Annotated in this window: 14 protein-coding genes; 9 read left to right on the top strand and 5 right to left on the bottom strand. The window is 71.5% G+C overall.

The window, feature by feature from the left end:
• Positions 1-4 precede the first annotated feature (4 nt).
• Positions 5-3,271, bottom strand: a complete 3,267-nt coding sequence (locus E0H26_RS04685; RefSeq protein WP_131301168.1) for a S8 family serine peptidase — start codon at positions 3,269-3,271, stop codon at positions 5-7.
• 162 nt (positions 3,272-3,433) lie between these two features.
• On the bottom strand, positions 3,434-4,606 hold the full coding sequence (locus E0H26_RS04695) for a DNA recombination protein RmuC (RefSeq protein ID WP_131301170.1): 1,173 nt from the start codon (positions 4,604-4,606) through the stop codon (positions 3,434-3,436).
• Positions 4,607-4,754: 148 nt separating this feature from the next.
• On the opposite strand from E0H26_RS04695, the gene E0H26_RS04700 reads away from it, so the two are divergent.
• Positions 4,755-5,468, top strand: a complete 714-nt coding sequence (locus tag E0H26_RS04700) for a hypothetical protein (protein ID WP_420812787.1) — start codon at positions 4,755-4,757, stop codon at positions 5,466-5,468.
• Between the two features lie 86 nt (positions 5,469-5,554).
• On the opposite strand, the gene ppc is transcribed toward E0H26_RS04700, so the two are convergent.
• Both ppc and E0H26_RS04710 read right to left on the bottom strand, forming a co-directional pair.
• Entirely contained in the window at positions 5,555-8,341 is a 2,787-nt protein-coding gene (gene ppc, locus E0H26_RS04705; protein ID WP_131301174.1) for a phosphoenolpyruvate carboxylase, read from the bottom strand.
• A gap of 150 nt (positions 8,342-8,491) precedes the next feature.
• On the bottom strand, positions 8,492-9,520 hold the full coding sequence (locus tag E0H26_RS04710) for a YhgE/Pip domain-containing protein (RefSeq protein ID WP_131301176.1): 1,029 nt from the start codon (positions 9,518-9,520) through the stop codon (positions 8,492-8,494).
• Between the two features lie 275 nt (positions 9,521-9,795).
• Between E0H26_RS04710 and mfd the strand changes: the two genes are divergently transcribed.
• The 4 genes from mfd (at position 9,796) to E0H26_RS04730 (ending at position 17,127) form a co-directional block, all read left to right on the top strand.
• A complete protein-coding gene (gene mfd, locus E0H26_RS04715; protein ID WP_131301178.1) occupies positions 9,796-13,479 on the top strand; it encodes a transcription-repair coupling factor in 3,684 nt (1,227 codons plus the stop codon).
• A 181-nt stretch (positions 13,480-13,660) separates the two neighbouring features.
• Entirely contained in the window at positions 13,661-14,413 is a 753-nt protein-coding gene (locus E0H26_RS04720) for a hypothetical protein (RefSeq protein ID WP_131301180.1), read from the top strand.
• 2 nt (positions 14,414-14,415) lie between these two features.
• Positions 14,416-15,408, top strand: a complete 993-nt coding sequence (locus E0H26_RS04725; protein WP_131301182.1) for a nucleoside triphosphate pyrophosphohydrolase — start codon at positions 14,416-14,418, stop codon at positions 15,406-15,408.
• A gap of 99 nt (positions 15,409-15,507) precedes the next feature.
• Entirely contained in the window at positions 15,508-17,127 is a 1,620-nt protein-coding gene (locus E0H26_RS04730) for a DUF885 domain-containing protein (protein ID WP_131301184.1), read from the top strand.
• A 3-nt stretch (positions 17,128-17,130) separates the two neighbouring features.
• On the opposite strand, the gene E0H26_RS04735 is transcribed toward E0H26_RS04730, so the two are convergent.
• Positions 17,131-17,820, bottom strand: a complete 690-nt coding sequence (locus E0H26_RS04735) for a hypothetical protein (protein WP_131301186.1) — start codon at positions 17,818-17,820, stop codon at positions 17,131-17,133.
• Between the two features lie 221 nt (positions 17,821-18,041).
• Here E0H26_RS04735 and eno point away from each other — a divergent pair, with 221 nt between their 5' ends.
• The 4 genes from eno to E0H26_RS04755 are packed head-to-tail and all read left to right on the top strand — an operon-like array spanning position 18,042 to position 21,122.
• A complete protein-coding gene (gene eno / locus E0H26_RS04740; protein ID WP_131301188.1) occupies positions 18,042-19,325 on the top strand; it encodes a phosphopyruvate hydratase in 1,284 nt (427 codons plus the stop codon).
• Positions 19,326-19,354: 29 nt separating this feature from the next.
• Positions 19,355-20,005 (top strand): FtsB family cell division protein, encoded by a 651-nt coding sequence (locus tag E0H26_RS04745; RefSeq protein WP_131301190.1) that lies wholly within the window; start codon positions 19,355-19,357, stop codon positions 20,003-20,005.
• 23 nt (positions 20,006-20,028) lie between these two features.
• On the top strand, positions 20,029-20,586 hold the full coding sequence (locus E0H26_RS04750) for a DUF501 domain-containing protein (RefSeq protein WP_131301192.1): 558 nt from the start codon (positions 20,029-20,031) through the stop codon (positions 20,584-20,586).
• Between the two features lie 20 nt (positions 20,587-20,606).
• The gene (locus E0H26_RS04755) at positions 20,607-21,122 is read left to right on the top strand and encodes an amino-acid N-acetyltransferase (protein WP_206024890.1); all 516 of its coding nucleotides are present in this window, start codon (positions 20,607-20,609) and stop codon (positions 21,120-21,122) included.
• Positions 21,123-21,167: the final 45 nt, after the last annotated feature.

Below are 21,167 nucleotides of genomic sequence, written 5' to 3' on the forward strand. Positions count from 1 at the left end.
GGGGTCAGCTCACCGCGCCGATGGTGACAGCGCCGCGGCCGACGACCGCGCCTTCGCTGGTCACCACGGCCAGCTCACCGGAGAGCGTCCGGCCTGCGGGCGGGGCGGACTGGGCGGTCACCGTACCCGAGAGGGCGCCGGTGGCGCCGTGGGCCAGGGTGGTGCTGCTGCTCGACGCCGCGAGGGTGCCGAGCGCCGGGGAGGAGTACGAGTCCCGGTAGTCGTACGCGGTGCTACCGCCCGCGCCGTCCACCGAGTACGCGTCCACCACGACCGTGTAGGTGCCGGCCGGCGGGTTGTTGATGGTGACGAACTCCTCCGAGTCGCCGTCGGCGTTGTACGCCACCAGGGCGCCGCCCCGGTAGACGAACAGGTCGAGGTCGGCGCTGGCGTTGGAGACGTTGCCGATGCGGGCGGTGAAGCTGGTGGCGCCCGCCGGCACAACGACGGTGAACTCCTGCTGGGCCAGCTCGACGATGGTCGGCCGCTCGACGTGCACGCTGGAGAGCGCGCCGCCCTGGCCGGTCACCGTGACCGGACCGAAGGTGTTCTTCAGCGACCAGGTCACCGGGGTCGGGGTGCCGGGGGTGACCGACGGCAGCTCGACCACGGCCGGCTCGACCGCGACACCCTGCACCCGCGCCTGGATCTGGTACGGGTTGTTCAGCGACGGCGAGGTACGCCGCGACTCCACCTCGATCTCCCAGACACCCGGGAGCGGGTTGGCGTAGTCACGCTCGAATGCGTTGCAGACGACCGTGCTGACGTGGTTGGTGAAGCAGGCCAGGCTGGAGGTGCTCTCCACCGGAACGCCGTACGGGTTGATCGCGATGAACCGGGTCTGCGACGCGGTGGCGATGCCGGAGAGGTTCACCTGCAACGCACCGGCGCCCGGCGGCACCGTCACGAAGTACGACGTGGTGTTGTTGCGGTCCACCTCGCCCTGCGCCGAGTAGGCGAAGTTGGGCTTCACGACGTCGTTCGAGACCACCACCACGGCGGCGAACTCGAAGTCGATCGTGTTGGTGGCCGGGTCGTCGACGGTGACGATGGTGCTGTGCGCACCGGCGGTCTTCGGCTTGGCGGTGACCGTGATGGTGACGGTCTGGTTCAGCGGCAGGGTGACGTTCTTCGGCGCCGAGAAGGTGCCGTTGTTACCGCGCAGGCCGACGTTGTGCTTGATGTTGCCGGCCGGGCCGCTGGTCCGGGTCAGCTTCACCTGGTAGGACTTCGACTGGTTGGCCTTGTGGCCACCGTTGGCGGCGTCGCACCGGTTGTAGACGCCGGTGCCCTGGTTCGGGGTGGCCAGCTGGTTGGACAGCGGCGTGCAGACCGGGGCGTCGGCGGTGTACGAGCGGGTCTGGACGCCCTTGCGGAGCAGCTTCCAGGCACCCGGCACGTCGAACATGCCGTAGCCCTGCGCGTACGTCGCGGTGTCGGCGATCGGCTTGGCCGAGGTGTAGATCGCCCGGCGCAGCGCCTCCGGCGTGATACCCAGGTGGTTCGCCTTGGCGGCCGAGAGCAGCAGCGCGGCGGCACCGGCGGCCTGCGGGGAGGCCATCGACGTACCGTTGAACATGCCGTAGCCCGGCGGCAGCGCGTAGCCGGCCTCGGCGACCGGGCTGCCGGCCTGCCAGACCGGGGTGGTGGAGATGGCCGAACCCGGCGCGGCGATGTTCGGCTTGGCGCCACCGTCCTCACGCGGGCCGCGCGAGGAGAAGTTGAACAGGGCGTTCTTCTTCTTGACCACCGAGCCGTAGTTGGCCAGCCAGGTGTCCTTGCTGATGCTCGCGGCAACGCTGACCACGTTGCTCGACGCCGACGGGTCGCCGATGGTGTTCAGACCCGGGCCGGAGTTGCCGGCCGAGATGAACATCTGCACCCCGTACGTGGTGATCAGGTTGTTGTAGAGGGTGGCGCGGGCGTTGTTGCCGTCGTTGAGCGCCGGCAGGCCGCCGATCGACATGTTGATGACGTCGACCCCACGGTTGATCACCAGGTCGGCCATGCCGGTGGTGAGCGCGGCGTACGTGCAGCCGCCGCCCCAGGAGCAGGCACGGGAGGAAACGATCTTGGCGCCGGGGGCGGCACCGTTGAACGCGCTGTTGCCCAGCATGCTGTTGGCGGCGGTGATGCCGGCGACGTGCGTGCCGTGCGCGCTCTCGATGATGCCGATGTTGACGTAGTCGACCAGGCCCGGCCCGCCGACCGGCGTGGTGTCGACGTTCTTGCGGTACTCGACCACGAACGACATCCGCTCCGTGATCGGAGTCGCCGGGTTGTCGGTGCCGAAGTAGCCGACGTCGAACTTCTCCTTGTACGGCCGCATCACGGCCTCGTCGGTGAAGTCGCCGTCCTGGTCGGTGTCGACCCAGACGTTGTTGGTCGCCGGGTCGAAGAGGATGCCCCACTGGTCGGTCCGGTCGCCGTCGCGGTTGACGTCACCGGCCGGCTCGCTGTTGTTCGTGACCGACTCGCTGAACAGGTTGAACCGGTAGGTGCCGGCCGGCGCGGTCCAGGTGCGTCCCGCGACGGTGAACGACGGGCCGGTCACCTGGGTGATCATCGGGCGCCAGGTGGCGTCCTCGAACGGGTCCGTGGCGGTGACCCAGTCGACGATCTTCCGCTCGCCGGTGGTGGTCGTCTGGAGCGCCGGGTGCTCCAGGTCCACACCGGAGTCCATGATGCCGATGGTGACGCCCCGGCCGTCCCACTTCTTGTTGTCCTTGACGAACTTGACCGCACCGGTCTCGCCCGTCGGCATGTAGGGGTTGTCGGCGGCGGTCTTGGCGCCCGGGCCGCTCAGCGTGCTGCCCTGCTTCTCGCCCTTCTTGCCGCCCTGGACGACCTCCGGCTTCGGGTCAGGAAGCTGGATCTTCTCGTCTAGGTCGACGGCGGCGACGCCGGGCAGGGTGGCGGCCGTGACGGCCTTGCCGGTCGGCACCTTCGCCAGCACGAAACCGATCGTGTCGTAGCGCTCGGTGACCGCGGCGCCCAGGTCCTTGAGGTCCTCGGCGACGTCCTTCGCCTTGCCCTTCTCGGTGGCGACGATCATCGTGACGGTGGGGGCCTTCTTCGCCTCCGCCTCGGCGAGCAGCTTGGCGTCGTGTTCGCCCAGCGCCTCAGCGGGGGTGACCTGCGCCGGGTCGGATCCGGCAGGAGCGGCGCTCGCGGTGGCGGTACCGCCCACCACGGTCACGGCGCTGGCCGCCATGACCGAGGCGAAGAGCGCAGCGGAGGTACGCCGGCTCAGGTTTCGGGGTTTACTCACGTTCTCTTTCCTCCAGAGAACTCAGGCGCCCTCAGATGCAGGGCACGCGTGAGCGAAATCCTTCGTGGTGCCGCCCATCGATGTCACTACCGACGGGTACGTTGTGACCATCTCGTGATACGCGAGACGCGCAATGTCACATCGAAGGTGGTAAAGACCCGATTAGGTGGACCGACTTCGACTGTCCGAACTGGACTCATCGACCAGCAGCTCAGGTGCCTGGGGCTGGCGGGGAGCCAACTCGACCTGCCCCGGCGTGGTCAGCTCCTGATCGGACACTCCCAGCTCGGCCAGCTTGCGCGCACTGACCAGCACCCGCGCCTCCAGCGACCCCACCGCCCGGTTGTACGCGGTCACCGCGCCACCGAGCGAGGCGCCGAGCTTGCCGACATGATCGCCGAGCGTGGAAAGGCGACCGTACAGTTCCCGGGCCAGGGAATGCACCGCGAGCGCGTTGCGGGCCAACTGTTCCTGCCGCCAGGACCAGGCCACCGTACGCAGCATTGCGACCAGGGTCGCCGGGGTGGCCAGCACGACGTTGCGCGCGAATGCGTGTTCCAGAAGTGTCGGATCGCGTTGCAGCGCCACGTCGAGGAACGGATCGGCCGGCACGAACAGCACCACGAACTCCGGGGTCTGCTCGAACGCCGCCCAGTACGACTTGGCCGCCAGCGCGTCGACGTGGGCCCGCAGGTGTCGGGCGTGCGCGTCGAGGTGGGTGTCGCGGCCCCGCTCGTCCCGCGCCTCCATCGCGGTCAGGTACGCGTCGAACGGCGCCTTCGCGTCCACCACCACGGTCCGGCCGCCGTGCAGGCGGACCACCAGGTCCGGGCGTACCGTCTGCTGGTCGGTGGCGGCGGTGACCTGCTCGGAGAAGTCGCAGTGCTCCAGCATGCCGGCGGCCTCGACGATCCGGCGCAGCTGGTGCTCGCCCCACCGGCCGCGTACCTGCGGCGCCCGCAACGCAGCGACCAGCTGTTTCGTCTCGGTACGCAGTTCGCCGGAGACGCTGCTCATGGCCCGGACCTGCTCCCGAAGCTCGGCGTACGCGTCGACCCGGTCACGCTCCAGTTCGGTCACCCGCTGCTCGTAGCGGCGCAGCGTGTCGTGCAGCGGCGCCACCGCCCGGGCGACCGCCTCCTGCGACTGGGCCGTCGCCTCGTAGCTCAACGCCCGCATCGACTGCTCCAGCCGCCCTTCGCCCTCCCGGGTGGCGCGCAGGGTGGCGTCCAGCCGGGCGATCTCGGCCGCCGCGCGGGCCCGGCCGGCGTACCAACCCACCGCGCCACCGGCGCCGAGGCAAACGACGACAACCGCCAAGGTCGTGAACTCCACGGCACGAGCTTGCCAAACAACGGCGACCCACGCCCGCGACAGATGGTCCGGGCGTGGCCCCGGCTGCTCCGGCGCGCCTGGGCAGCTGGGTCCGTGGCGTCGGGTGGGTACGTTTGGAGTCGTGGAACTTCTGCTGTGCGTACTCGTGATGGCCGTGCTCGTCGTCGGCCTGGTCTGGTGGCAGCGGCAACGGGCGGCGCGTGAGCTCGCCGACGTGCAGGCCGACGCGCGACGGTGGTACGAGCGCCTCGGCGGCCAGGTGATGCACCTGAGCGGCGACGACCCGGCGGTACGCCAGGCGTTGGCCGATGCCGCCGAGCGCTACCACGCCGCCGGCTCACAGTTGGAGCAGGCGCGGACCGTCACGCAGTTCCGGCTGGCCCGGGAGACCGCGGTGGAGGGCCTCACCTACATCCGGGCGGCCCGGTTGGCGCTCGGCATCGACCCGGGGCCGGACCTCCCGCCGCTGGCCGCCGCCAGCGGTGCCGGCCAGTTGACCGTGCCCCGTCAGGTCGACGTGCAGGGCCAGACGTTCCGGGCCGGACCGCAGCCGGGCCGGGACACCCCGTACTACTACCCGGGCGGGCGGATACAGGGCCGGCCGGTGCCGGCGGGCTGGTACTCCACCCCGTGGTGGAAGACGGCGCTGGGCGCCGGCGCCGGTGTGATCGGCGGCATGCTGATCGCCGACGCCCTCTTCTCGCCCTCGTTCGGCGACCCCGGCTACGACGCCGAGGCCGCCGGCCTGGGTGACCTGGGCGACACCGGCGCCGACTTCGCCGGAGACGACTTCGGTGGTGGCGGTGACTTCGGTGGTGGCGACTTCGGGGGCGGTGACTTCGGCGGAGGCGGCGACTTCTGACGCCACCGCCCACTCGTCCATCCGGCGGCGTTGATAAGGGGCCCTTCCTCTACCCGAGGCGTTAACAGGGTGCCCTTCCTTACCTTTCAGCCGGTGTTGCGCATGCCGGCGGCGATGCCGTTGACGGTGGTGAGCAGGGCGCGTTCCAGCGCCGTGCCGTCGCTGGGGGCCCGTCGGCCGCCCGGTGCGGTGACCACCGCCCGGCCGGCCGCACCCGAGTCGCGGTACTGCCGCAGCAGCGCCACCTGGAGGTGGTGCAGCGGCTCCAGGTAGGTGTCGCGGACCGCGAGGGTGCGTTGCAGCACCGGCGAGTTCTCCAGCAGGTCCGGTGAGTCGGTGACGGCCAGCACCTCGCGCCGGGTCAGCTCGTACTCCTGCTCGATCTTGTCGAAGATCGGGTGCAGCTGCTTCGGGACCAGGGTTTCCACGTACCGGCGGGCGATGCCGAGGTCGGTCTTGGTCAGCATCATCTCCACGTTCGACAGGAACGTGCGGAAGAAGTGCCAGTTGCGGTGCATCTCGGCCAGCACGTCGGCCAGCCCGGCCTCCCGGGCGGCGGCCAGGCCGGCGCCGACGCCGAACCAGCCGGGCACGATCTGCCGGGTCTGCGTCCAGCCGAAGACCCACGGAATGGCCCGCAGTCCGGACAGGCCGGCGCCGGTGTTCGGCCGCTTCGCCGGCCGAGAGCCGATGTTCAACGCGCCGAGCAGTTCGGTCGGCGTGGACGCCCAGAAGTACGCCGGCAGATCCGGATCCTCCACCAGCGACCGGTACGACCGGTAGGCCGACTCGGACACCACGTCCATCGTCGCGTCCCAGCGTTCCAGCATCTCGGCGGGCTGCCGGGGTGCGGTGTGCAGCAGCGTGGCCTGGAGCGCGGCGGCCACCGTCAGCTCCAGGTTCTCCCGGGCCAGCGCCGGCAGGGTGTACTTGTCGGAGATCACCTCACCCTGCTCGGTCACCTTGATGGCGCCGTCCAGGGTGCCGTACGGCTGGGCCAGGATCGCGTCGTGCGTGGGTCCGCCGCCGCGCCCCACCGTCCCGCCTCGACCATGGAACAGCCGCAGGTGGACGCCGTGCCGGGCGGCCACGTCCCGCAGTGCCCGCTGGGCCCGATGGATGGACCACTGGCTGGTGGTGATGCCGGCCTCCTTGTTGGAGTCGGAGTAGCCGAGCATCACCTCCTGCACGTCACCCCGGGCCGCGACCAGCGCACGGTACGCGGGCAACGACAGCAACTCGTCGAGCAGTTCACCACCGGCGTTCAACTCGGCCGGGGTCTCCAGCAGCGGCACGATGCCGATGCGTGCCCGCCCGCTGTGCACGTCGACCAGGCCGGCCTCGCGGGCCAGCACCACCGCGGCGAGCACGTCGTCCACCCCGAGGGTCATCGAGATGATGTACGACTCGATCACCTCGCTGCCGAACCGGTCCTGCGCCTCGCGGATGGTGCTGAACACGTCGAACGTCTTGCGGGCCGACTCGGACAGCGGAGTGTCCGCAGCCGACAGCGGTCGGCGGCCGGTCAGCTCGTCGGCGAGCAGCTTGGTGCGCTCCAGCCGGGTCAGCGACGGGTAGTCGGAGACCTCACCGACCGCCGCGTACAACTGGGTGAGCACCTCGTGGTGCTTCTCGGCGTGCTCGCGGACGTCCATCGTCGCCAGGTGCAGGCCGAACGCGGAGACGGTACGGATGGTCGAGGCGAGTCGCCCGACGGCGGTGAGCTGCCCGGAGTTACGGGCCAGCGAGGCGCGCAGCAGTTCCAGGTCGGCGATCAGCTCGGCCGAGCCCCGGTAGTCCCGCCCCGGCACGTGCGCGGTGCCCTGGCGCAGCCGGGCGCGGGTGTTGGCCAACTTGGCGCGTACGCAGCGGGCCTTCAGCCGGTACGGCTCCTCGGCGTTGACCCGGCGGAACCGGGGCGCCACCTCGGGCAGCGCGTCCAGGTCGGCGGCGAGGCTGGCGGAGAGGTCCAGCGACACCCCGCGCAGCCGGCGGGACACCGACACCTCGTTGATCAGCTCTTCCATCGCCGCCTCGGTGGCGGTCAGCCCGTGCTCGTGCTGGATGGCCAGCACCTCGCGGGTCACCGTCGGGGTGACGAACGGGTTGCCGTCCCGGTCGCCGCCGATCCAGGTGCCGAAGGTCAGCGGCCGAGCCGTCGGGGAGGTCTCCACGCCGAGGGTGCGCAGCGTCTCGGCGAGGTCGTCGAGCACCTGCGGAGCCGCCTCGGCGTACAGGTCACGCAGGTAGTAGATGGCGTTGCGGGCCTCGTCGGTCGGGTCCGGCCGGTCCAGCCGCAGCTCGTCGGTCTGCCACATCAGGTCGAGCAGCTCGGCCAACCGCCGGTTCGCCGGGCCTTCGTCGCTGGCGCCGTAGAGGATCGCGTTGGTCGTCTCGGCGTCCAGCTCGTCGGCGATGGCGCGCAGCTTGGACAGGATCGACCGGCGGGCGGCCTCGGTCGGGTGGGCGGTGAAGACCGGGCGGATCGCCAACCGGCGGGCCACCGCCGCGATCTCCTCCGCCGGCACTCCCCGCTCGGAGATCATCTTGGCCGCCTGGTCCAGCCAGCCACCGTTTATCGCGCGGCGGCGTCGCAGATCACGGGCCCGGTGCACCTGCTCGGTGATGTTGGCCAGGTGGAAGTAGGTGGAGAAGGCGCGGGCCAGCTTGGTGCCCGTGGTCACGTCGAGCCCACCGAGGCGGCGGGCAGCGGCGGGGGCGTCGGTACGGACCTGGGCGCGGATCTCCTCGACGAGGTCGAGCAGGGGCCGGCCCTCCTGGCGGGCGAGGGTCTGCCCGAGCAGGGTGCCCAGCCGGCGGATGTCGGCGCGCAGGGCGGCGTCGGGGCCGTCGTGATCGTGCTGGTCGGTCACCATGCGCTCCTCACGTTAGTACGAAGGACAGCGCTGTCCGACTCCCCCGATCGTATCCGCGCACGACCGGTTGAAAGGAGGGGCCCCTTGTTATCGCCTTTTGTATAGGAGGGGCCCCTTCCTAACATCGTGCCTGTCGAGGACCGGACATCAGTGCTGGTCGGGGCTGCGGTGGCGGCCAGGGGAGCCGACGACGTGCCGGCCCCGGACCAGGGTTGCGGTGATCAATCCCACGATTCCGGCGGCCACCCAGATCACCAGCCCCGTCAACGGCCAACGGATCGCCCGCCCGTCGAAGTAGACAGCCGACTTGACCAGATCGGTGGCCAGCCCCGGTACGTTCCAGCGGTGCATCCCGCGCAGCGCCGAGGGCAGGAACTCTGGCGCGTAGACGCCTCCGGAGCCCGGGTTGCCGAGCACCACCAGCAGCAGGATCACCAGCCCGGTGCCGAACAGGCCGAGCCAGCCCTGCACCGCCGCGGCCACCATGGTGGCGGCGAACGCGGCCAGCGCGCCCACCCCGGCGATCGCCAGGACGTGGTCGTGCCACACCCCCAGCACCGGTCCGACCAGCACCGCGCCCGCGATCCCGAGCAGCACGGCGTGCACGGCCAGCGCGGCGATCCGCAGCCCGGCGCCGCGCAGCCCGGCAGGCGCGGTGCCCAGCGAGATACCGAGCACGGTCGAGGCCAGGTACCCGCCGAGGACGAAGCCGATGGCCAGGTAGAACGGCGCCAGTCCACGCGGATCTTCGGGTGAGACCGGCACCTGGTCGGTCACCTGGATCCGTACCCCGGCCTGCTGGCCGGCGGTGGTGATCACCCGCTGCACCACGTCGGTGGCGGCGGGTGCGGAGGCACTGGCGAGGGTGAGCGCCAGGGCGCCATCGCCGGCGGTGGCGAGCGTCGCGTAGACGTCGCGGCCGTTCAGCGCCGCCTCGGCGGCGGCCGGATCGGCGTACGAGATCGCCTTGATGGTGTCGGTGTGCTGCCGGACGGCGGCGAGCAGCGTCTGCGCGGCCTGGTCGCCACGGACCACGCCGACCGGGATGTCCCGGGGATTGGGCGCGTGCAGCGCGCCCACGTACGCGGCGATGAAGGCCGACGCCAGGATCAGCGTCCCGACCAGCAGCGCCGCGGTACGCGGCAGCCATTCGCGTACCGGACTGTCCTCTGCCACGCCGTCAGACTAGGGGCGTTTGTGGCCGTTTCGTGGTGGTTCTGCCCGAGGAAGTGCCGGGGTCGGGTGCGCGGGGGTGGGGGTTGGGGGGCGCCAGGAGCCGGGCGGGCGGGGAGGGCGGGGCTGGGAGCAGATGGGGAGGGCGGGTGAGGCTGGGCACGGGAACGGCCGTGGACGGCGGTGGATAGTCGGGCCGGAGAGATAGTGTCGACCCATAGCACCCCCCGTCCGGACGGACGCGGGGTGATCGTCGTGTCCTCGCCTCGGAAGTGATCATGACTGCGCTCACCGGACTGTTCGCCGCCGCTCTGGCTGACCCGGGTCTGGCCCGGGTCCGTGACCTGGCGCGCTCGGGCGCGGCCCAGGTCGACGGCCTGGACCTGACCGCGCCGCCGGCACTGCGTCCGTTCGCGGTCGCCGCTGTCGCAGCCGATCCCACGCCGGGCGGGGATGCCGCGTCCCCGGGCGCCGGCACGTCGGGCGGGGGAGCGGGGCGGCTGGTGCTGGCGGTGACCGCCACCAGCCGGGAGGCCGAGGATCTGGTCGCCGCGTTGGGCAGCCTGCTGCCGGCCGAGCAGGTGGCGATCTTCCCGAGCTGGGAGACGCTGCCGCACGAGCGGCTCTCGCCGCGCTCCGACACGGTCGGCCGTCGGCTGGCCGTGCTGCGCCGGCTCGCGCACCCGGACTCGGCCGACGCGCACGGGCGTACCGGGCCGCTGCGGGTGGTCGTGGCGCCGGTCCGTTCGATGCTGCAACCACAGCTCAAGGGGCTCGGCGACCTGGAACCGGTGCGCCTTGCCGCCGGGCAGGAAGCGGACCTGGAACAGGTGGCACGCCGGCTGACCGACATGGCGTACGCGCGGGTGGACCTGGTCACCAAGCGGGGCGAGTTCGCCGTACGCGGCGGCATCCTGGACATCTTCCCGCCCACCGACGAGCACCCCTCCCGGGTCGAGTTCTGGGGCGACGAGGTGGAGGAGATCCGCACGTTCGCCGTCGCCGACCAGCGCACCATCGAGCAGGTCGCCCAACTCTGGGCGCCGCCCTGCCGGGAACTGCTGCTCACCCCGGCGGTACGGGAACGGGCCGCCGCGCTGGCCGAGCAGCATCCGGAACTGGCCGAGATCCTCGACAAGCTGGCCGGCGGCGTACCGGTGGAGGGGATGGAGTCGCTGGCCCCGGCGCTGATCGGCGGTGAGGCGATGGAGTTGCTGCTGGACTGCATGCCGGCCGGCACCCACGTACTGCTCTGCGACCCGGAGCGGATCCGCACCCGGGCGCACGACCTGGTGCGTACCTCGGAGGAGTTCCTGGCCGCCAGCTGGGCCGCAGCCGCCGTCGGTGGCCAGGCCCCGATCGACCTCGGCGCCGCCGCCTTCCGGACCCTGGCCGACGTACGCGCGACCGCCGCGAACCTGCGCCAGCCCTGGTGGACGCTGTCCCCGTTCGGGCTGGTCGACGCCGGCACCGCGACTGCCCGGCAGCCCTGGGAGGACGAGCCGGCGGCGGTCGACGTCACCCCGGACGACGCGATCGCGGTGTCCCTGACCGCGCAGCCCGCACCGCTCTACCACGGCGAGACCGCCCGGGTGGTGGACGACCTGAAGCGCTGGGCGGGCGAGGGCTGGTCCATCGCGCTGGTCTTCGAGGGGCACGGCCCCGCCCAGCGGGCGGTGGAGGTGCTCCGCGACGGCGGCCTCGGTGCCCGGCTGACCGAGCAGGTGCCGGCCGCGCCCGCCCCGGGCGAGCTGCTGGTCACCTGCGGCAGCCTGACCGGTGGCTTCGTCGACGAGGCGGCCCGGTTCGTGCTGCTCACCGGCAACGACGTCACCGGTGGACGGGGCAGCTCGACCCGGGACATGCGCAAGATGCCGAGCCGGCGGCGCAACACCATCGATCCGCTGGAGCTGCGGGCCGGCGACCACGTGGTGCACGAGCAGCACGGCATCGGCCGGTACGTCGAGCTGGTGCAGCGTACGGTCAACGGCGCTTCGCGCGAATACCTGGTCATCGAGTACGCCGCGAGCAAGCGCGGCCAGCCCGGCGACCGGCTTTTCGTCCCCACCGACCAGCTCGACCAGCTCAGCCGCTACGTCGGCGGTGAGCAGCCGACCCTGCACAAGATGGGCGGCTCGGACTGGCAGAAGTCCAAGGCGCGGGCCCGCAAGGCGGTCAAGGAGATCGCCGCCCAGCTGATCCAGCTCTACGCCGCCCGTAAGGCGTCCAAGGGGCACAACTTCGGGCCGGACACCCCGTGGCAGCGGGAGTTGGAGGACGCCTTCCCCTGGCAGGAGACGCCCGACCAGCTCGCCGCCATCGAAGAGGTCAAGCGGGACATGGAGCAGAGCGTCCCGATGGACCGGCTGATCTGCGGCGACGTCGGCTACGGCAAGACCGAGATCGCGGTACGCGCGGCGTTCAAGGCGGTGCAGGACGGCAAGCAGGTGGCGGTGCTGGTGCCCACCACCCTGCTGGTGCAGCAGCACTACAACACCTTCGCCGAGCGGATGAGCCAGTTCCCGATCACGATCCGGCAGCTCTCCCGGTTCCAGACGCCGAAAGAGGCCGAGCAGACCCTGGAGATGGTGGCGAACGGCACCGCCGACATCGTCATCGGCACCCACCGGCTGCTGGCGGCGGCCACCCGGTTCAAGTCGCTCGGGCTGGTCATCGTGGACGAGGAGCAGCGCTTCGGCGTCGAGCACAAGGAACACCTCAAGTCGATGCGGGCCGCGGTCGACGTGCTGAGCATGTCGGCGACCCCGATCCCGAGGACCCTGGAGATGGCGATCACCGGCATCCGGGAGATGTCCACCATCGCCACCCCGCCCGAGGAACGGCACCCGGTGCTCACCGCCGTCGGGGCGCAGGACGACCGGCAGGTGGCCGCCGCGATCCACCGTGAGTTGCTCCGCGACGGCCAGGTCTTCTACCTGCACAACCGGGTCGAGTCGATCGATCGGGCGGCCCGGAAGCTGCGCGAGCTGGTGCCCGAGGCCCGGGTCGCGGTGGCGCATGGCCAGATGGGTGAGGACGCCCTGGAGAAGGTCATGGTCGGCTTCTGGGAGAAGGAGTTCGACGTCCTGGTCTGCACCACGATCGTCGAGTCCGGCATCGACATCCCGAACGCCAACACGCTGATCGTGGAGCGGGCCGACCTGCTCGGCCTGGCCCAGCTGCACCAGATCCGGGGCCGGGTGGGTCGGGGCCGGGAGCGGGCGTACGCGTACTTCCTCTATCCGTCGGACAAGCCGCTCACCGAGCACGCCCACGAGCGGCTGGCCACCATCGCCCAGCACACCGAGCTCGGCGCCGGCATGTACGTGGCCATGAAGGACCTGGAGATCCGGGGCGCCGGCAACCTGCTCGGCGGCGAGCAGTCCGGGCACATCGAAGGCGTCGGGTTCGACCTCTACGTCCGGATGGTCGGCGAGGCGGTGTCGGCGTTCAAGGGCGAGCGTCCCGAGGAGGAGACCGACGTCAAGATCGACCTCCCGGTGGACGCGCACCTGCCGCACGACTATGTCGGCGTGGAACGGCTGCGCCTGGAGATGTACCGCAAACTGGCCGAGGCGCGCGACGAGGAGCGGCTGCGTGAGGTGGCCGCCGAGATGACCGACCGCTACGGCGAGCCGCCCGCCCCGGTGCAGAACCTGATCGCGGTGGCGAAGTTCCGCCTGCTGGCCCGCCGCTACGGCCTGACCGACGTCAGCGTGCAGGGCAAGCACCTGCGCTTCAGCCCGCTGCCGCTGCCGGACTCGAAGCAGCTGCGGCTCAAGCGCTACCACCCCGACTCCGTCTACAAGACCGCCCTCGACCAGGTCAGCGTCCCCCGCCCGACCACCCGCCGGATCGGCGGTGAGCCCCTGCGCGACCAGGCCCTCCTGGACTGGTGCGCCCAACTCCTCGCCGACGTCCTAGGCGCCCCCACAGCCCCCCAACCGTCTCCCGCCCCCTAGTTCTGTCTCGCGGATCTTGGTACGAAATGGCCCTCATGGAGGCCGTCTCGTACCAAGATCCGCGGCTGGGATCGGCGGAGAGCCAAGCGGAGCCCGGTGTGGTCGGTGCCCGGCGGGCTCGGCTGGGCTCCGGCGGAACCCTCCCACGCAGGGCAGGCAGGGGCATGAGAGAGTGACGGGCATGCGTGCTCGCCGTCTTGTCGCCGTCGCCAGCGTGGCGGTCGGTCTCGTCGCCCTCTCCGGTTGTCGTTCCGAGCCCGGTGTCGCCGCCTATGTCGGTGACCACCGGATCACCGAGGACGCCGTCACCGAGGTCATCGACGATGCGCGGGCGAAGAACCCGGCACCGACCGAGGCGGACGAGATGCTGCCGGGGCAGGCACCACGGCTACCCGGGCGCAGCGACGTGGTGAGCGTCTTGGTGCTCGGCGAGGTGTGCGAACGAGTGTCCGCCGCCGAGGGCTACCGGGCCCAGCGCGAGGTCGATCCCGCGCAGATCGCCCAGGGTGCCGGTCTGAACCCGGAGACCGAGTACGTGCGCCGCACCGCCGAGCTGTACGGCTGCCTGTCCGGCATTCCGATCGGCGAGCCGGTCGCTCCGACCGAGCAGGAGTTGGCCGAGCTGGTCGACGCCGGCAAGCGGGCCGGCGCGGTGCCGGCCGAGGTGAGCGTCGAGCAGGCCGCCGCCCAGCTCGACGGCGAGCAGTTGCGCTACGCCCTGGCGAACCGTAACTCGCTGGCGGAGGCGGTCGAGGCGTACGACGTGACGGTCAATCCCCGCTACCGGCCGCTGGTGTTCCCGGTGCTGAGCTTCTCCGGTCAGACCCCGATCGTCGCGGTGGGCGTGCCGCTCGGTGAGCCGGCCTCCGGGGCGGTCACCGACGTCTCCACCCCGAAGCCGGTGCCGACCGCGGCCGGCCCGACCGACGGCTGAGCATGCCGCGGATCGTCCTGCTGGTGACCTCGCCCCGGTTGCCGGCCGGTCTGCTGACGGCGGCCGCCTGGGACGTCGTACGCACCGCTGTGGTGTTTGCCGGCGCGGAGAGTGAGCTGGCCACGGCCATCCGCTCGGCGGGTGGGCAGGTGCGGGTGCCGGACGGCCCGGCGGTGCCGGCGTTGCTGGCCGCGGCGGCGACCCACGACACCGTGGTCTGGCTGGCCGGCCCGGCCGGCGACGAGGCGCTGGCCCGGGAGCTGGGTCTGCGGCTGGCCCGGGAGCCAGGGCTGGCCGAACTGGAGTTGATGTACGGCTCGTGGGATCCGCCGGGCGCCCGACTGCTCGACGCGGTGGCGGTGCTGGACCGGCTGCTCTCGCCCGGCGGTGACCCGTGGAAGCGGGCGCAGACCCACCAGAGCCTGGCCGGGTTCCTGCTTGAGGAGTGCTACGAGGCGTACGACGCGATCGTTGCCTCGGACACCGACGCGCTGCGCGAGGAACTGGGTGACGTGCTGCTCCAGGTGGTGCTGCACGCCCGGTTGGCCGAGGAACTGCCCGAGGGCGAGCGGTGGAACGTCGACGACGTGGCCGGTGGGCTGGTCGACAAGATGATCCGGCGCAATCCGCACGTCTTCGCCGGTGCCGAGGCGGGCAGCCTGGAGGAGATCACCGCGAACTGGGAGCGGATCAAGCAGGCCGAGAAGTCCCGCACGTCGGTGCTCGACGGCGTCGCGCTCAGCCAACCCGCGCTGGCCCTGGCCACGACGATCCTCGATCGCGCCGCCCGCGCTGGTCGTACCCTCCCGCTCCCTCCCCCCGAGACCCAGCCGACCCCCGAGTCCACTCTGGGCGCCACCCTCCTGGCCGCCGTGGCCCAGGCCCGCCAAGCCGGCCTGGATCCCGAATCCGCCCTCCGCCACACCACCCTCACCTACGCCCAAACCCTCCCCCCGACCACCTCCCCCACCCCACCCCCCACCGACCCGAGTTGATCAAGAGGTTTGCGTCTGGTTTCGGGCCGCCCGAGACGCAAACCTCTTGATCAACCGGACGGGAGCGGGGGTGGGGGTGGGGTGGGTAGGGTGGGGTGGGTGGAGCGGTTTGGGGTGGTGGCGGAGCGGATCGTCGAGGCGCTGCTGGTCAGTCGGCCTGGGGTGGCCAGTGCGGTGGGGGACCACCGGTACGACGATCGGCTGCCGGATCTCTCCGACGATGCCGTGGCCGCGGACCGGGCGATGTTGGTCGACGCGGCGAGTGTGCTGTGTGAGATCGACCCGGATTCCCTGGACGTCGAGGAGCGGGTGGATCATGCACTGCTCGCCACGCTGGTCGACCGGCAACTGTTCGAGCTGACCGAGATCCGCGAACGCGAGTGGAACCCGCTCGTGCACAATCCGGGGCCGCTGCTGCACGGGCTTCTCGCCCGGCCGTACGCCCCAGCGGAGCAGCGGCTGACCGCGCTGGCCGGCCGGCTCGCCGCCGTACCGGACGCGTTGGCCACCGCGCGTGCGACGTTGCGGGAGCTGCCCCGCATCCACGCCGAGACGGCGGTGGGGCAGTTCACCGGCACCGCGGCGTTGATCCGCGACGAGGTGCCGGCGCTGCTCGCCCAGGCACCCGCGCTGCTCGGCGCGGTGGAACCGGCCGCCACCGGGGCGATCGCCGCGCTGGAGGAGTTCGTCGCCTGGCTGCGCGTCGGTCTGGCCGCCGACCCCGGGCCCGGCCGCGATCCGCGACTCGGCCGGCGCAGGTGGGAGGCGCGGCTGTGGTACGCCCTCGACACCGAACTGGGCGCGGCCGAGATCCAACGTCGGGCCTGGGCCAACCTGGACCGGGTCAGCCAGGAACTGCGCGCCGCAGCCGTCGAGCTGGTCGGGGGTCCGGCCGACGACGAGACGGTACGCCGAGCCCTGGACCTGCTCGCCGCCGAGCACCCGGACGACCACACCATCGTGGACCTGGCCTCGATCACCATGGACGAGGCGAGCGACTTCGTCCGCGCCCACGACCTGGTCACGGTGCCCGACGACCCGTGCGTGATCCAGGTGATGCCGGAGTTCGCCCGGGGCGTGGCGGTGGCCTACTGCGACGCGCCCGGTGCGCTGGAAACGGCTGACCTGCCGACGTTCTACTGCATCGCGCCCACCCCGGCGGACTGGCCGGCCAGTCGAACGATCTCGTTCTATCGCGAATACAACGATCACATGATCCGGAACCTGACCGTGCACGAGGCGATGCCGGGGCATTTCCTCCAGCTCGCCCACGCCCGCCGGCACGTCGGCTCCACCCGGGTCCGGGCCCTGACCCGCTCCGGCCCGTTCCTGGAGGGCTGGGCGGTCTACGCCGAACAGCTGATGGCCGAGCACGGCTTCGGCGGCCTGCCGGTGCGGTTGCAGCAACTGAAGATGCAGCTGCGGATGACCCTCAACGCGCTGCTCGACCAGCTGGTGCACGCCGAGGAACTGCCCGAGACCGAGGCGATGGCGCTGCTGACCGGGCGCGGCTTCCAGGAGGAGGGCGAGGCGGCGGGCAAGTGGCGCCGGGCCCTGCTCACCTCCACCCAGCTGTCGACCTACTTCGTCGGATACAGCGAGGTGGCGGAGATCGCCGCCGCCCGCCCGGCCGAGGTGTCGCTACGCGACTGGCACGACGAGATGCTGGCCCACAACTGTCCGCCGCCGCGCCACCTGCGCACCCTGCTGGGGGTGTGAGACTCAGGAGTCGGGACGTCGGTCCACGATGCCGGCACCCGGCGGCAGCTCGAAGGCGGCACCGTCGACCTGCTCCTGGTAGCGGCTCAGCGCCAGCTCCACCGGTTCGCCGTCGATCCGGCCGGTGAAGCTGCCCAGCGCGCCCTCCCCGGTCACGCAGGCGGAGAAGTGTTCGCCGTCCTGCCGTACGTCGACGCAGGTGGCCAGGAGGCCGGCGACCGTGGTGTCGCTCTGGGTGATGACTGCTCCCGGGTCCAGGGCGGCGGTGGTCAACAGTCCCATCACCATCGGTGGGGTCACCTGACCCTCCCGTTCGGCGGCGGCGAAGACGACCACCGAGGGCTTGCTGTTGGCGGCCGGCGGCGCGTCCAGGGTGCACGTCGTGCGTTCGCCTTCGGCGTCGCAGTGGGTGGTCGCCTCGGCCGTGACGGTCAACTTCCCGCCGGGCCACTGGTACGCGGACCGGGCCGGGTCCTGGGCCTGGACGATCAGGGCGGTCCGCCCGCCACCGAGCTGATACTCCGCCGAGTAGGTCAGCCCCAGCGCCCGATCCATCCGGGCGGCCAGGTCGTTGACGATGTCGGCCCGTCCCATCGCCCGCCCGGCGTCGTCCAGGGCCTGACAGCCAGTGACGGTGAGCAACGCGATGGCCGACGCGGCGATCGTACGAAGGGTGGTCGAGGCGGCGGGCATGGCGCCCAGCCTGATCGATCAGGTCCCACTCGCGCAAACTCGTTGCCGGTTGACGCACGAGAATCCGGGAATGTCCGACCCGTCCCTACCCGAATCGGGGGTCGCAGGGCCGCCCGGTCGCGGTGCGGGCCGGCGGGGACCGATACGCTGCGTTCAACACTTGCCTCAGCCGCACCGTCGCGGCCGATACCGGACGAGACCACACAACGAGGAGCGACTCAGTGGCAACCATCGAGGTAATCGAGGCTCGGGAGATCCTGGACTCGCGGGGCAACCCGACCGTCGAGGTCGAGGTCGGGCTCGACGACGGCACGATCTCCCGCGCGGCGGTGCCCTCCGGCGCCTCGACCGGCGCCTTCGAGGCGATCGAGCTGCGCGACGGTGACAAGGGCCGCTACCTGGGCAAGGGAGTGGAGAAGGCGGTCGCCAACATCGAGGACCGGATCGTCGACCAGCTGATCGGCTACGAGGCCAGCGAGCAGCGGGTCATCGACCAGAAGATGCTGGACATCGACGGCACCGACAACAAGGCCGAGCTGGGCGCCAACGCCATCCTCGGGGTGTCGTTGGCGGTGGCCAAGGCCGCGGCCGGCAGCGCCGAGCTGAGCCTCTTCCGCTACCTGGGCGGGCCGAACGCGCACCTGCTGCCGGTGCCGATGATGAACATTCTCAACGGTGGGGCGCACGCCGACAGCAACGTCGACATCCAGGAGTTCATGATCGCGCCGATCGGCGCGCCCAGCTTCCGCGAGGCGCTGCGCTCCGGTGCCGAGGTCTACCACGCACTGAAGTCGGTGCTGAAGAAGAAGGACCTGTCGACCGGGCTCGGCGACGAGGGCGGCTTCGCGCCGAACCTGCCCACCAACGCCGCCGCGCTGGACCTGATCGCCGAGGCGGTGGAGAAGGCCGGCTACACCCTCGGCACCGACATCGTCTTCGCCCTGGACGTGGCCGCCACCGAGTTCTTCGCCAACGGCAGCTACACCTTCGAGGGGGTCGCCAAGACCGCCGAGGAGATGAGCGAGTACTACACCAAGCTCGCCGACGCGTACCCGATCGTGTCGATCGAGGACCCGCTGGCCGAGGACGACTGGACGGGCTGGCAGACGCTGACCGCCGCGATCGGTGACCGGGTTCAGATCGTCGGCGACGACCTGTTCGTCACCAACCCGCAGCGCATCGCCCGGGGCATCGCCGAGAAGGCCGCCAACGCGGTGCTGGTGAAGGTCAACCAGATCGGTTCGCTGACCGAGACGCTGGACGCCGTCGACCTGGCCCACCGGGCCGGCTTCAAGTGCATGATGAGCCACCGCTCCGGGGAAACTGAGGACACCACCATCGCCGACCTCGCGGTGGCCACCGGCTGCGGCCAGATCAAGACCGGTGCCCCGGCCCGCTCGGACCGGGTGGCCAAGTACAACCAGTTGCTGCGCATCGAGGAGGAACTGGCCGACGCGGCGCGGTACGCCGGCGCGGGCGCCTTCCCGCGTTACCGTTCCGCCTGATCCATGCGAGACCTCGGGGGAGGGGTGTGATGCAGCAGCGCCGCACGCCAGGTGGTCAGCGTCCGGTCCGCCGGCCGGGTCGCACCGGCCGGCCCGGCACCGGCCGCGGCACGGTGCGCGACAGCGGGGTCCGCGCGGAGTCGCGTACCGCCGCCGGTCGCGCACCGTCGACGGCTCGCGGTGCCGAGGGCGTACGCTCCGCCAAGCGCCCTGCCGCCAGGCGGGCGGCGGCTGGCGGGGTGACCCGGCTGGCCGCCCCCCGACCCCGAGGTCTCACCGGACGCGCCACCGTGCTCATCGCGGTGCTGATCGCGCTGGCGCTCGCCTACACCTACCCGGTCCGGGTCTACCTGGACCAGCAGGCCGACATCGAACGGATGGAGGCCGCGCAGGCGGCCCAGCGGGAGCTGATCGCGGAACTGGCCGAGCAGGCGGCGAAGTGGGACGACGAGGCGTACATCAAGACCAAGGCCCGGGAGCGGTTCTTCATGCACCGGCCCGGCGAGAAAATGGTGATCCTGCTTGAGGATCCGGCCGGCGCCGCCCGGGACGCCGGTGCCGGGGGCGACCCGAGCCCTCCGGCCCCGCCGGACGCCTGGTACGACACCCTCTGGTCGAGCGTGCGGGCCGCCGACGCCGCGCAACCCACCGGGCAGACCGACTCGCAGCTCGACGAGTGAGCACCGAACGAAAGAATGGCACCGTGACTGTCGTACCACCGCAGGAGCCGGCGGCTGCCTCCGTACCCCCGCCGAAGCGTGAGCCGGCCACCGAGGCCGACCTGGCCGCCGTGGCCGCGCAGCTCGGACGCCCGCCGCGCGGCACCCGGGCGGTGGCCCACCGCTGCCCGTGTGGCCTGCCCGACGTGGTGGAGACGACCCCCCGGCTGGCCGACGGCACCCCGTTCCCGACGTTGTACTACCTGACCTGCCCTCGGGCGACGGCGGCGTGCAGCCGGCTGGAGTCGGCCGGGTTGATGCGCGAGATGGCGGACCGGCTGGCCACCGACCCGGAGCTGGCGGCCCGCTACCGCGCCGCGCACGAGGACTACCTGACCCGCCGGGACGCGATCGCCGAGGTCCCCGAGATCGCGGGTGTGTCGGCCGGCGGCATGCCCGGCCGGGTCAAGTGCCTGCACGTGCACCTCGGCCACGCGCTCGGTGCCGGGCCCAGGGTCAACCCGTTCGGGGACGAGACCCTGGAACTGGTCGAGCCCTGGTGGGCGGCGGGTCGCTGCGTGGACGTGCCGGAGGCCGAGTGACCACCGAGGCAACCCCGGCCGTGGTGACCTCCGACGACATCGTGATCCGGCGGGCCCGCACCGCCGACGTGCGCGCCATCCGGCGACTGGTGGACACCTACACCGACGACCGTCGACTGCTCAGCAAGGCCACCGTCACCCTCTACGAGGACGTGCAGGAGTTCCGGGTGGCCAGCCGGGTCACCGACGGCGCGGTGGTGGGCTGCGGCGCGCTGCACGTGATGTGGGAGGACCTGGCCGAGATCCGCACCGTGGCCGTGGATCCGAGCTGCCGGGGGCGGCGGATCGGGCACCGGATCGTCGCCGAGCTGATCGAGGCGGCCCGGGAACTGGGCGTGGCCCGGATCTTCGTACTGACCTTCGAGACCAGCTTCTTCGGCTCGTTCGGCTTCACCGAAATCGACGGGGCGCCGGTGCCACACCCGGTCTACGAACAACTGCTGCGCTCCTACGACGAGGGTGTTGCCGAGTTCCTCGACCTGGAACGGGTCAAGCCGAACACCCTGGGCAACACCCGGATGCTGCTGCGCCTCTGACTCCGCCTAGCGGGATGCCCGCGCCCCGGCCCACGCCCGCGTCCA

Source organism: Micromonospora zingiberis, from assembly GCF_004331455.1.
GTDB lineage: Bacteria > Actinomycetota > Actinomycetes > Mycobacteriales > Micromonosporaceae > Micromonospora > Micromonospora zingiberis.